Below are 11,593 nucleotides of genomic sequence, written 5' to 3'. Positions count from 1 at the left end.
CGGCCCACCACCGGGCCGGGTCAGCCGGCCATGCCCCGCTTGAGCGCGGCGCCCGTCAGCACCGCCCGCTTGGCGGTGAGCGCGGTGGCGGCAAGCGCGACGTGGTCCGGGGCGATCTCCCCGTTGTTGCTTGTGTGCGACGCGCCGTACGGGTTGCCGGCGACGAACTGGCTGGAGTCGGTGTAGCCGGGGGTCACCACGATGCCGCCCCAGTGGTAGAAGACCGTGTACAGCGACAGCAGCGTGGCCTCCTGGCCGCCGTGCGAGGTCGCGGTCGAGGTGAAGCCGGTGTAGACCTTGTCGGCGAGCAGGCCGTTGGCCCAGAGCGGGCCGGTGGTGTCGATGAACTGCTTGAGCTGCGCGGCGATCATGCCGTACCGGGTGGGCGATCCCATGATCACGACGTCGGCCCAGGACAGGTCGTCCGGCTCGGCCTCCATCACGTCCTGGGTCTCCAGCCGGTGCGCCTGCCAGCCCGAGTTGGAGCGGATCGCCTCGTCGGGCGCCAGCTCACGTACCTTGCGCAGGCGGACCTCGGCGCCGGCCTCCCCCGCCGCCTCGGCCGCCGACTGCGCCATCTGGTAGGTGATACCGGTCGCGCTGTAATAGATCACCGCGACCTTGACCTGGCCATCCATCAGACGTTCTCCTCCTCGAATCGGGGTAAGCTCCGGCGACTACCCGTTAGTTGCCTGGTCAAACGCCGCTCAAGATTTGCGCAAGTTCCGCGGGGAACCGCTCGCCCGGCCGCGCGCACCGAGGATCCTGTTCACACCGGCGCCGGCCGATCGCCGCCCCTGCGCCGGGAACCTGAACGGGGGATCGCGCTCCGTCGGCACCGGTGCCGGCGTAGCGCGATCAGGGGTCCACTCCCGCCCGGCGCTGTCGGAGCCCGGCCCTATGCTGACCGTCCAGCCGCTGACGGGAGGCCGCCGTGACCGTACGCCTCGATCGCGCCGAGGCGCTCGCGCTCCGCATGACAAGCCTGCTGCTGCGCCCGCATCCGGCCATCCGGCCGGAGAGCGTGTCCGATGTGGTGGAGTGGTTCGGCGCCATGCAGTCGCAGGACGCGGCAAGCGGCCTGTGGTCGCTCGGCGTACGCCTGCCCGGCCGCACCCGGGGCGACGTCCACGCGGCGCTGGAACGACGTGAGGCGCTGCGGACCTGGCCGATGCGGGGCACGGTGCACCTGGTGCCCCCGCGCGACGCGCACTGGATGCTCGCCGTGACCGGGGTCCGCGCGCTGGGCGGGCTGGCGGCCAGGTGGCGGCAGCTCGGGCTCACCCTCACCGACGGCGACCGCGCCGGTGACGTGCTCGGGGCGGCGCTGAGCGGCGGTGGCCGGCTCACCCGGGCCGAGTGCCTGGCCGCGCTGCGGGCCGCCGGGCTGGACACCGCCGGCCAGCGTGGCTACCACCTGCTCTGGTATGCCAGCCAGCGCGGCATCACCTGCATCGCCCCGCAGGTGGGCAACGAGCAGACGTTCGCGCTGCTCGACGAATGGGTGCCCGACCCGCACCGCCCGGAGCGCGACGAGGCGTTGGCGATGCTCGCCCACCGCTACGTGCGCGGCCACGGCCCGGTGACCCGGCACGAGCTGGCCCGGTGGAGCGGGCTGACCGTCACCGACGCGACCCGGGCGCTCACCCTGGCCGGTGACCTCCTCGCCCCGGTCGAGGTCGACGGCGAGCCGGCGACTGTCGACGCCGCGCTGCTCGACGCGCCCCGCGCGCCTGTCGACGACCTGCACACGCTGCCCGGCTTCGACGAATACCTGCTGGGCTTCAAGGACCGCGCGCTGATGCTCGACCCGGCGCACGCCGCCGCCGTGGTGCCCGGCAACAACGGAATGTTCCAGGCCACCGTGGTGCGCGGCGGCCGGGTGGTCGGCACCTGGAAGCGGACGCTCACGGCGAAGACGGCGACGGTGACCGTGCGGCAGCTCGTGCCGTTCGACGCCGGGCTGCGGGCCCGCGTCGACGCGGCCCTGACCGGTTACGCCGCCTTCCTCGGGCTGGAGCTGCGTCACTCCTGGTGACCCGGCAGGGCCGGTGGCCGGCCGGCCGCCGGCCCTGCCGGGCGCGGGTTCGCTCAGTCGGCGAGCGCGCCGGCCGACCGCCCCTCGTGCAGGGTCAGGTTGCGACCGCTGCCCGGGTCGAACAGGTGGATCTTCTCCAGGTTGAACCACACCCGGCGCGACTCGCCCTCCCGCACCGGCGACTCCGCCGACAGCCGGGTGACCAGGCTGGACCCGCCGCCGGCGAAGTCGGCGGCCCCCGCGTCGGCGGCCAGCTCCTCCAGCTCGGCGGCGGTGGCCCGCTCGCCCTCGACGGTGAAGTAGACGTACTTGTCCGAGCCCATCGACTCGACGATGTCGACAGGCGCCTCGAACTCCACCCCCCGGCGCCGGGTCTCGTCGTCGATCAGCGCGGCGTCCTCGAAGTGCTCCGGACGCACGCCGAGGATCAGCTCGCGCGGCGCGTCGCCGGCCTCCAACTCGCGGCGGATCCGCTCGCCGATCGGCACGTCGCCCAACGCGGTCCGCAGCTTCCCCTCCTCCACCTTGGCGTGCAGGAAGTTCATCGACGGCGAGCCGATGAACCCGGCGACGAAGAGGTTGCGCGGGTGGTCGTACAGCTCCTGCGGCGGGCCGACCTGCTGCACCGCGCCGCCGCGCATGATGACCACCCGGTCGCCGAGCGTCATCGCCTCCGTCTGGTCGTGGGTGACGTAGACGGTGGTGGTGCCGAGCTGCTTCTGCAACCGGGACACCACCGTGCGCATCTGCACCCGCAGCTTGGCGTCCAGGTTGGACAGCGGCTCGTCCATCAGGAACGCCTTGGGCTGGCGGACGATCGCCCGGCCCATCGCCACCCGCTGCCGCTGGCCGCCGGAGAGGTTGGCCGGCTTGCGGTCCAGCAGCGCGGTCAGCTCCAGCACCTTGGCGGCCTCGTCCACCTTCTGGTTGATGGTCTCCTTGTCCATCTTCGCCAGCCGCAGCGGGAAGGCCATGTTCTCCCGCACCGTCATGTTCGGGTAGAGCGCGTACGACTGGAAGACCATGGCGATGTCCCGGTCCCGGGGCGCCTTGTCGTTGACCCGCTCCCCCGCGATGCGCAGCTCACCGGAGCTGATGTCCTCCAGCCCGGCGATCATGTTGAGGGTGGTGGACTTCCCGCAGCCCGAGGGGCCGACCAGGATGACGAACTCGCCGTCGGCGATCTCCAGGTCGACGTCCTGCACGGCGGTGGTCCCGTCCGGGAACCGCTTGCTCACCTTGTCCAGCACGATGTCAGCCACTGTTACCACCTATCCCTTGACTGCGCCGGAGGTCAGGCCGGAGACGATGCGGCGCTGGAAGAAGAGCACGAACAGGATGATCGGTACGGTGATCACCACCGCGGCGGCGCAGATCGCCCCGGTGGGGTCCTCGAACTGCGACTCGCCGGTGAAGAACTGCAACGCCACCGGGACCGTGCGGGAGCGCTCGGTCGAGGTGAGCGTGATCGCGAACAGGAAGTCGTTCCAGCAGAAGATGAAGACCAGGATGGCCGTGGTGAACACGCCCGGCGCGGCCAGCGGGGCGATCACCCGCCGGAACGCCTGGCCCTGGGTGGCGCCGTCCATCTTCGCCGCCTTCTCCAGATCCCACGGGATCTGCTTGAAGAACGCCGACAGCGTGTAGATCGCCAGCGGCAGCGCGAACGTGATGTACGGCAGGATCAGGCCCGGCCAGGTGTCGAAGAGGCCGAGCTGCCGCTCGATCTCGAACAGCGGCGACACAAGCGACACCTGGGGAAACATCGCGATCAGCAGGGAGACCCCGACCAGCAGCTTCTTGCCGGGGAAGTCCAGCCGGGAGATCGCGTACGCGGCCATCGTGCCGAGCACCACCGCGATCGCGGTGGCGATCAACGCGATGCCGATCGAGTTGATCAGGGCCCGGACGAACTGGTCGGTGTCGAAGATCGTCCGGTAGTTCTCAAGCGTCCACTCCCGCGGCCAGAACTTGCCGTCGGTGAGCGTGGCCGGGGTCTTGAACGACAGCGAGGCGATCCAGAGCACCGGGACGAGCGCGAAGACGACGACCACGACGTCCAACACGCCCCAGCGCAGCTTCGCCCGTGTGGTGGTTTCCACGGCCATGTCAGCGCCTCTCCCCATCGTCGCTGCCGGGGGCAGCGGTGCCGAACAGCTTCACGAAGACGAAGGCGATGATCGCCACGGTGATGAAGATCAGCACCGACATCGTGGAGCCGATGCCGAGGTTCAGGCCCCGGATCAGGTTGTTGTAGGCGAGCATCGACACCGACGAGGTCTCGTTGCCGCCGTTGGTGAGCACGAAGATGTTGTCGAAGACCCGGAACGCGTCGAGCGTGCGGAACAGCAGCGCGACCAGAATCGCCGGCTTCATCACCGGCAGCATCACCTTGGTGAACCGCTGCCACGCCGTGGCGCCGTCAGTGGAGGCCGCCTTGAGCAGGTCCTCCGGCACCAGCGCCAGCCCGGCCATCAGCAGCAGCGCCATGAACGGGGTGGTCTTCCAGATCTCCGCCAGCATGATGATCGCCAGCGAGCTGGCCCGCTCGGTGAGCGGCGCGCTGCCGTCGAACAGGTTCGCCAGGTAGCCGGTGCCCGGCGTCCAGGCGTACCGCCAGGAGAACGCCGCGACCACGGTGACGATGCCGTACGGGATGAGCGCCGCGGTGCGGACGATGCCCCGGCCGACGAGCGTCCGGTGCATGACAAGCGCCAGGCCCATGCCGAGCACCAGCTCGACCGCGACGGTGACCACCGTGATCAGCACGGTCACCCCGAACGCGGTCCACCAGAACTGGTTGCTCAGCACGGTGATGTAGTTCTCCAACCCGACGAACTTCCGCTCGTCGGGAAAGCGCAGGTCGAACCGCTGGAGGGAGAGCCAGATCGAATACAGGATCGGGTACGCGGTGACAAGCACCATGACAAGCGCGGCGGGCGCGCACAGCAGCCAGCCGAGGCGACGCTCGGCGCGCTTGTTGTCGCTCAGCGGGGCGGCGGAGCCGCGGCGGGACCGCTGGGCGGGGACCGCGGCGTGCCCGCCGGTCGGCTGCTCCGCCTCGGCGGCGGCCTCCGCGCCGGCCGGAGTGGCGTTCACGCTCATGGCAGGACCCCCTTCGACTCCAGCGCGTCGGCGATGGCCTTGCGCAGCTCGTCCGCGGTCTTCTCGGGGTTGATGCCCGACGGCGGCGAGAGGATCGCCGACATCACCGTGGAGATGCTCTGGTAGGCCGGGGTCAGCGGGCGCACCGCCGGCTCCTTCAGCTCATCCAGGATGGTTTCCTTCATCGGGTACGCCTCGGCCATCTCCGGGTCGTCGTAGACCGACTCGATGGTCGGCGGCACGCCGTCGTTGACCGCGGAGAACTTCTGGTGCTCCGCGTCGCGCAGGCACCGGGCCACCTCGAACGCCTCGGTCGGGTGCTTCGAGTACGTGCTCACCGCCAGGTTGACCCCGCCGATGGTGACCTTGCTCGGGGTGTTCGCGTCGATGCCCGGCACCCGCGCCCACTTCACGTCCTTGGCCAGCTCCGGGCTGGCCTCCTGCATGGCCGGGTAGACGAACGGCCAGTTCACCTGGAACGCGCCGCCGCCGGACTGGAACTCCAACCGGACCGGGTCCTCGGTCGCGTTGCTGAACGACGGCGAGGTCACGCCCGACGTGGCGAACGTCTTGAGCTGTTCCAGCGCGCGTACGGTGCCGGCGTCCATCACCGCCTTCTTGCCGTCGTCGCTCAGGATCTTGCCGCCGGCGCTCTCGGCAAGCGTGTTGTAGAGCACCACCAGGCCCTCGTACTGCGCGCCCATGGTGAGCACCCGGTAGGGCTTGTTCTGCTCCTTGAGCCGCTGGGCCGCCGAGATCATCTCGTCCCAGGTCTTCGGCGGCTCCTGCACCAGGTCGGCGCGGTACCACAGCAACTGCACGTTCGTGTTCTTCGGCGCGGCGTAGAGCTTGTCCTCGTACCGGGCGGTGTCCAGCGGCCCGGCGAGCGTGCCCTGCTCCGCCTCGGCCTTGTCCTGGCCGGTCCACTCCCGGATCCAGTCCGCGCTCGCGAACTCCTGGGTCCAGGTGACGTCCAGGCCGAGCACGTCCATGCCGCTGTCCTGCGCCGCCAGCCGCCGGACCATCTGCACCCGCTGCTCGTCGGCCTCACGCGGCAGCACCCGGTAGGTGATCCGGTACCGCCCCTGCGCCTGCGCGTTGCAGTCGTCGACCACCTTCTGCAGGTTCTGCTCCGGCGGGTAGTACAGGTTGATCGTCGGCGGGCCACCGTCGCCGCCGGACCCGCAGGCGGCCAGCGGGGCCACAAGCGCGAGCACGGCGGCTGCCGCCACCGCGCGTCCGGCCGGCCGCCGTGCGGCCGTGTCGGGGACTGTCGTCATCACCCTCCCCCTCTCTTCGGCGAGAGCCGGGGAGTTCACCCGTGCCCCGGCGCACGGCGATACGGCGAGGCACCGGCCCGTGCGCCCGACGCCTCGGGCGTTTCGTGCGGCTGAACGTGCCCGACCTGCCACGACGCGAAACATCACGGTCACGTGACGGTCACGCCGCGCTGCGCGCCGCCGCGACCGCGCCCCCCGGCGCACGGCGATACGGCGAGGCACCGGCCCGTGCGCCCGACGCCTCGGGCGTTTCGTGCGGCTGAACGTGCCCGACCTGCCACGACGCGAAACATCACGGTCACGTGACGGTCACGCCGCGCTGCGCGCCGCCGCGACCGCGCCTAGGTTGGGGGGATGGACGCCACCTTCTTCTTCGACCCCGTCTGCCCCTGGACCTGGCGGACCTCCCGCTGGCTGGTCGCCGTCGCGCAGGCGCGCGGGCTGCGCGTGCAGTGGCGGGCGTTCAGCCTGGCGATCCTCAACGACGGGCAGGTTCCCCCGGAGTTCGCCGAGCCGATGGCGGCCTCCCACCGGGTGCTGCGGCTGGTGGAGGCGCTGCGCGCGCAGGACCGGCACGACGACGCGGGCCGGCTCTACACCGAGGTGGGGGCGCGCAGCCACGACGCGGGCAACCCGCTCGGCGACAAGATCGTCGCGGCGGCGGTGGAGGCGGCCGGGCTGACGGACGCGGCGCCGGCGCTCGACGACGAACGCTGGGACGCGGCGGTGCACGAGTCGCACGCGCTGGCGTACGGCTCGGCCGGACCGGACATCGGCTCGCCGGTGCTGATGGTGCCGGACGCCTCCCGGGGCATCCACGGTCCGATCATCACCGAGGTCCCGGGCACCGAGGACGCGCTGACGATCTGGGACTCGATGCTGCCGCTGATGCGCCTGGACACGTTCCACGAACTCAAGCGCGCCCGCCGCTGACCACTGGCGTTTTACGCGTTGTACGCTGCCCTCGTGATAGAGCGTGAGTACGCGTGGACCGACGCCGGCAAGGCAAGCGCCGCCCGCCACGACGTCTCGGAACAGGAGGCGGTCGAAGCGCTCTACTCACCGCAACGGATCGAGACCCACATCGGAACCTTGCTGCTGGCCGTGGCGGGCTTGGCGGACACCGCCCGAGTGATCATGGTTCTCTGCGAGCGGATCGGGAAGGTCAACAGCTACGGGATCCTCGCCGTACGGTTGGCCACCCCCGATGAGGTCAAGCAGTGGATGGAGGGAACGCGATGAGCGCTGACCGTGATCCGCGGACGATGAGCCGCGAGGAGTTGGTGGCCTACTTCGACCGGGGCGGCGACATCTCCGTGCTGCTGCGGGACGCGACCCGCGGACCCGACCTCGGGCCGGCGCCCGCGCCGGAGAGCGTGCCGATGGTGGTGACCGGAGTCAGGCTTCCCTCGACGATCGTCCGGCGGCTCGACGAACTTGCCGGCAACGACAAGGGTGGCCGTTCCGGCCTGATCCGCAGGGCGATCGACGAGTACCTGGCCCGGCACGCCGGAGAGGCGGCGTGAGCGTCGTCCCATCAGGTGAACGGTGAGACTACCCAGCGTCAACGGACTGGACTAGCGTTTCCCTTACTCCGTGGCCAGCGCGTCGCCGTCGATGTCGACCCGCCGCCGGCTGTCCCCCACAGCCCGCCCGATCGGTTGGTTCTCCCCCGAACCTCCGCCTGCGCGCGTACCGGTTGGGCAGGATTCTCCCCAGGAGGAGGTGCCGTCGTGCAGGACACCCGCGTTCTCACCCTGACGTTCGAGGTGAGCGGCCTGCCCCCGGTCAAGACCGAGGCCCTGTCCATCTTCGCCGCCGGGCACCGACAGGCGACGAGGGTCCGCACCCTGCTCCAGGCCGCCTGCACGGCGGCCCAGCGCACCGGGTGGACCCCGCTCGCCGGGCCGATCGAGGTGGACCTGACCCTGCGTTGCCCGCCCGGGCACCGCACCTCCGACGCCAGCACCCTGCTCGGCGGCGTGTGCGCGGTGCTCCAGGACAAGAAGCGAGTCGCGAACATCGGCCTGGCCCACCTCGGGGTGCTCGTCGACGTCGCCCTCTGGTCCGACGACAGGCAGATCCGCCGACTGTCGTACGCGGAGGAGCCGGCGGAGGAATTCTCGTACCTGGTCCGGTTGGCGGCCGTACCGACGATGGTTTGACCGACGTCCGCGGTGGGGTACCGCGGACGCCGACGAAGGGAGCGCCGATGTCGGAGCCACATGTCACGCTCGATCCGAGCGGGCTCGATCCGGTGCAGCAGAAGCTGCGCGGCCCGCTTGAGGATCAGCTGACCTCGGCCCTGCAGGCGGCCACAGAACGGGTCCGCGCCAGCTACGCGGGCGAGCCCGTGGAGGACGTCTGCCGTCGGCTGCTCGACGAGACCCGCTCCGGCCTGCACCCGGACATCGCCGCCGGCTTCACGCCGGACATGGACGAGTTCTGCCGGGTGGCGGTGGCGATCGTCCGAGGCGAGATCAACTGAGTTCGTCCGCACCGGGCGGTGGTCAACTCCGTCGGACGTCGACGGAGACGACGTGGGCGCCGTCCGGGCGGGTGGACTCACCCAACCGCACCGGCACCGGCCCGCCCTCCGGCATCCGCAGGCCGAGCCCGAAGCTGAGGTGCCCCTCGAAGTCGCCGGCCGCGGCCCAGCCGAGCAGGGTCGGATAGTCGATGACCGCCGGCGGTACGTGCGCGGTCCCGCCACCGCGCGCGTCGTGCGCCTGCGCCGGGGAGAACCGCACCGACAGGAACGCCGTGCCGGGCAGCTCGACGGGCGCGCCCCGCCCCTCGGTCACCACCTGCGCCACGTATCCGACCTGGTAGGACGGGGTGGGGCCGCGGAAGGCGAAGGTGATCCGGCTGAACCCCTCCGCCGGATGGTCCCCGGCCTCAACCGCCACCAGGACGGGCAGCGGCTTCCCCGGGGTGACCGGCGCCCGCACCTGGTGCGTCACCCGGGCGGGGCGGTCGGGCACCGCCCAGCCCCAGGTCACCCGCGGGGACGCGGCGGGCGCGGCGGCGTCGGTCGGCACCGGCGGGGCGGCGGCGGAGGGCGGCGCGACGGTTGTCGTGGCCGGCGCCGAGGTCGCCGGCGGTGCGCCGTCGTGGCCGGTCGTCGTGCAGGCCGCCGCGAGCAGCACGACCAGGCCGGCGAGCAGCGGTACGCGCGGAAGTGCCATGACTCAGTGTCGCTCCGTGACGACCAACGCACCAGAGGGTGACGCCCGACGTCGGCCGGACGGGTCAGGGCCGGGTCCGCAACTCCCCGGCCCTGACCCCGGCCGTCCGACGTGGTATCGGTCTTCGCCGTGAAGAGACGCGGCGGGCGGGGCACGCCGCGCACGCCGGGCCCTCACGGCGAGCCGGTCTGCCCGCACTCAGCTCCACGGTGCTGTCACCACCGGACTCCGGTGCGCCCCCGACTCACCCCGACGAGGCGTGGACGCCGGCCCAGGTTAAGCAGGTCCGGGTAGGTCGGACAAGCGTCGGCAGGCATCGCACGACTGTGATTGATATCTATGCCGAAGTGCGGCATGTCGACGTAACGGGGTCAGCAGACGGGGCGCTGTTCGTTGTCGAGAAGGTGGTCCCGGTCGGTCTCCCGGTGCGGCGCGGACCGCGCCGCGGCGGCGCCGGCGATGAGCGCCAACGCGCCGAGATGCAGCACGCGTACGCCGGCCGGCGCGGGGACGGTGGCCGACGGCAACCCCGGCAGCAGCAGCGCCCCGAGGCCGGTGACCGCAAGCGTCACCCGCCAGAACACGAGCGGGTTCGCCGCCGGGGCGGGTGGGCGGGGCCCGTCGAGGACCGCGCCGCGCCGGGCCGCGTCCAGCGCCAGGGCGAGCACCAGCAGCCCGCCGCCGAGACTTGTGAACACGTCCGCGAACAGCCACCAGTACAGCCCGGTCAGGGCGTGGAAGTCGGCGATGCCGAGCAGCCGCGGCAGGCGCTCGCTGTGGCTGATCCGGTCCCAACCGACGTGGCTGAACGCGCCGATCAGCGCCGAGCAGACGGTGACCTGCCACGGGTGCCGCACCCCGGCCAACGCGGCGTACCGCGGCCAGCCGAACAGACGCGGCGCGGGCAGGTGCACGGCGATGCCGGCGACCACCCGGCGGACGAGCCAGGCGTACCCGAGCGCGACCGGCAGGCACCACCACAGCAGCCCGCCGAGCGTGTGCGTCCGCATCCCCACGTCGAAGCGGGTGCCGCTGAACAGGTAGCCGACGTCCGGCGCCACCGCGCCGGTGGCCAGTGCCACCCCGTCGAACCAGTGCGGTCGCCACCGCTTCAGCGGCAGCACCGGCGCCAGGTGCGAGGGAAACGTGAGCGGCACATTCCGGACGGTACCGGTCGACTCAGAAGTGCCGGAGCAGGTCGGGAAACGCGGCGAGCCGGATCACCCCGCCGTCGGTCGGGTCCAGTTCCTCGTGCTCCAGCACCCAGGTGTTCTCATTGGGGATGAAGACCGCGTTCATGCCGGCGGCCCGGGCGGGCAGGATGTCCGAACGCGGGGAGTTGCCGATCATCCAGGCGTCGGCCGGGTCGAAGGCGTGCTCGCGGGCCAGCCAGCGGTAGGTGTCCGCGTCCTTCTCCGGCACGATGTGCGCCGCGCGGAAGTGGTGCAGCAGCCCACAGGCGTCGAGCTTGCGCTGCTGCTCCTCGCGCTCACCCTTGGTGAGCAGCAGCAGGTCGTGGCGGGTGCCGAGGTCGTCGAGCGTCTCCGCGACCCCCGGCATCAGCTCGACCTGGTGCCCGGCCAACGCCGCCGCGAGTCGCTCGATGTCGGCGCGTTCCGCCTCGGTGGCAGGACGCTCGCGCAGCTTCTCCAGGCACTCGCCCAGGCTGCGCAGGAAGATCTTGCTGCCGTAGCCGTGCGCCACGGCGTTGGCGCGCTCGACGTCGTCGAGCACGGCCCGGATCTGCGCCCGGTCCAGCGTCGGATGATCGAGCCAGGTGAGGAAGTCCTCGATCACCCGCTCGAAGAGGACGTTGTTCTCCCAGAGCGTGTCGTCGGCGTCGAAGACAAGCACGGATCGCATCGGACTCCTCCCCCAGAACCCCGCACACCCTACGTGTAAGGCGGGGGCCCCGCTTAACGCTTTTGGTAGAGGAACGGCACCCGCTTACCGCGAGGTGTTAAGCGGGGGCCCCGCCTAAC

At 71.4% G+C, this 11,593-nt stretch carries 14 protein-coding genes; 6 read left to right on the top strand and 8 right to left on the bottom strand.

Annotated features, from left to right (window positions below; translation table 11 throughout):
- Positions 1-20: 20 nt before the first annotated feature.
- Positions 21-638, bottom strand: a complete 618-nt coding sequence (wrbA, locus tag SM450_RS18870; protein ID WP_474621060.1) for an NAD(P)H:quinone oxidoreductase — start codon at positions 636-638, stop codon at positions 21-23.
- A 296-nt stretch (positions 639-934) separates the two neighbouring features.
- Here wrbA and SM450_RS18865 point away from each other — a divergent pair, with 296 nt between their 5' ends.
- Entirely contained in the window at positions 935-2,038 is a 1,104-nt protein-coding gene (locus tag SM450_RS18865; RefSeq protein ID WP_474621059.1) for a winged helix DNA-binding domain-containing protein, read from the top strand.
- 53 nt (positions 2,039-2,091) lie between these two features.
- On the opposite strand, the gene SM450_RS18860 is transcribed toward SM450_RS18865, so the two are convergent.
- From SM450_RS18860 to SM450_RS18845, 4 genes are read right to left on the bottom strand one after another with little or no spacing between them, the layout of a single operon-like run.
- Positions 2,092-3,300: an ABC transporter ATP-binding protein gene (locus tag SM450_RS18860; RefSeq protein WP_474621058.1), complete on the bottom strand. Its 1,209-nt coding sequence runs from the start codon at positions 3,298-3,300 to the stop codon at positions 2,092-2,094.
- 9 nt (positions 3,301-3,309) lie between these two features.
- Positions 3,310-4,146, bottom strand: coding sequence for a carbohydrate ABC transporter permease (locus SM450_RS18855; protein WP_091066581.1), 837 nt, complete (start codon positions 4,144-4,146; stop codon positions 3,310-3,312).
- Position 4,147: 1 nt separating this feature from the next.
- Positions 4,148-5,143 (bottom strand): carbohydrate ABC transporter permease, encoded by a 996-nt coding sequence (locus SM450_RS18850; protein ID WP_474621057.1) that lies wholly within the window; start codon positions 5,141-5,143, stop codon positions 4,148-4,150.
- Positions 5,140-6,423, bottom strand: coding sequence for an ABC transporter substrate-binding protein (locus SM450_RS18845; protein WP_474621056.1), 1,284 nt, complete (start codon positions 6,421-6,423; stop codon positions 5,140-5,142). Before SM450_RS18845 ends, SM450_RS18850 begins: the two co-directional genes overlap by 4 nt.
- A 354-nt stretch (positions 6,424-6,777) precedes the next feature.
- On the opposite strand from SM450_RS18845, the gene SM450_RS18840 reads away from it, so the two are divergent.
- The 5 genes from SM450_RS18840 to SM450_RS18820 all read left to right on the top strand — a co-directional run bounded on the left by SM450_RS18840 (position 6,778) and on the right by SM450_RS18820 (position 8,911).
- Positions 6,778-7,356, top strand: coding sequence for a DsbA family protein (locus SM450_RS18840; RefSeq protein ID WP_474621055.1), 579 nt, complete (start codon positions 6,778-6,780; stop codon positions 7,354-7,356).
- A gap of 33 nt (positions 7,357-7,389) precedes the next feature.
- Positions 7,390-7,665, top strand: coding sequence for a hypothetical protein (locus SM450_RS18835; protein ID WP_474621054.1), 276 nt, complete (start codon positions 7,390-7,392; stop codon positions 7,663-7,665).
- Positions 7,662-7,949, top strand: a complete 288-nt coding sequence (locus SM450_RS18830; RefSeq protein ID WP_474621053.1) for a ribbon-helix-helix protein, CopG family — start codon at positions 7,662-7,664, stop codon at positions 7,947-7,949. Before SM450_RS18835 ends, SM450_RS18830 begins: the two co-directional genes overlap by 4 nt.
- Positions 7,950-8,156: 207 nt before the next feature.
- Entirely contained in the window at positions 8,157-8,588 is a 432-nt protein-coding gene (locus tag SM450_RS18825; RefSeq protein WP_474621052.1) for a RusA family crossover junction endodeoxyribonuclease, read from the top strand.
- Positions 8,589-8,635: 47 nt separating this feature from the next.
- On the top strand, positions 8,636-8,911 hold the full coding sequence (locus tag SM450_RS18820; RefSeq protein WP_474621051.1) for a hypothetical protein: 276 nt from the start codon (positions 8,636-8,638) through the stop codon (positions 8,909-8,911).
- A 22-nt stretch (positions 8,912-8,933) separates the two neighbouring features.
- On the opposite strand, the gene SM450_RS18815 is transcribed toward SM450_RS18820, so the two are convergent.
- The 3 genes from SM450_RS18815 to SM450_RS18805 form a co-directional block, all read right to left on the bottom strand.
- A complete protein-coding gene (locus SM450_RS18815; protein ID WP_474621050.1) occupies positions 8,934-9,611 on the bottom strand; it encodes an AMIN-like domain-containing (lipo)protein in 678 nt (225 codons plus the stop codon).
- Between the two features lie 371 nt (positions 9,612-9,982).
- Positions 9,983-10,768 carry a DUF4184 family protein gene (locus SM450_RS18810; protein WP_474621049.1) on the bottom strand — a complete coding sequence of 262 codons (786 nt, stop codon included), beginning with the start codon at positions 10,766-10,768 and terminating at the stop codon, positions 9,983-9,985.
- Positions 10,769-10,790: 22 nt separating this feature from the next.
- A complete protein-coding gene (locus tag SM450_RS18805; RefSeq protein WP_474621048.1) occupies positions 10,791-11,474 on the bottom strand; it encodes an HAD family hydrolase in 684 nt (227 codons plus the stop codon).
- Positions 11,475-11,593 lie beyond the last annotated feature (119 nt).

This window comes from Micromonospora marincola, assembly GCF_056150385.1.
Note: the sequence above shows the minus strand (reverse complement) of the source record. Positions and strands in the feature narration are given on the sequence as shown.

What these genes read in the sequence shown, in the direction of transcription:
- wrbA (WP_474621060.1), bottom strand. Translation starts at nt 638, where the DNA reads ATGGATGGCCAGGTCAAGGTCGCGGTGATCTATTACAGCGCGACCGGT.
- SM450_RS18855 (WP_091066581.1), bottom strand. Translation starts at nt 4,146, where the DNA reads ATGGCCGTGGAAACCACCACACGGGCGAAGCTGCGCTGGGGCGTGTTG.
- SM450_RS18850 (WP_474621057.1), bottom strand. Translation starts at nt 5,143, where the DNA reads ATGAGCGTGAACGCCACTCCGGCCGGCGCGGAGGCCGCCGCCGAGGCG.
- SM450_RS18845 (WP_474621056.1), bottom strand. Translation starts at nt 6,423, where the DNA reads ATGACGACAGTCCCCGACACGGCCGCACGGCGGCCGGCCGGACGCGCG.
- SM450_RS18840 (WP_474621055.1), top strand. Translation starts at nt 6,778, where the DNA reads ATGGACGCCACCTTCTTCTTCGACCCCGTCTGCCCCTGGACCTGGCGG.
- SM450_RS18830 (WP_474621053.1), top strand. Translation starts at nt 7,662, where the DNA reads ATGAGCGCTGACCGTGATCCGCGGACGATGAGCCGCGAGGAGTTGGTG.
- SM450_RS18820 (WP_474621051.1), top strand. Translation starts at nt 8,636, where the DNA reads ATGTCGGAGCCACATGTCACGCTCGATCCGAGCGGGCTCGATCCGGTG.
- SM450_RS18815 (WP_474621050.1), bottom strand. Translation starts at nt 9,611, where the DNA reads ATGGCACTTCCGCGCGTACCGCTGCTCGCCGGCCTGGTCGTGCTGCTC.
- SM450_RS18805 (WP_474621048.1), bottom strand. Translation starts at nt 11,474, where the DNA reads ATGCGATCCGTGCTTGTCTTCGACGCCGACGACACGCTCTGGGAGAAC.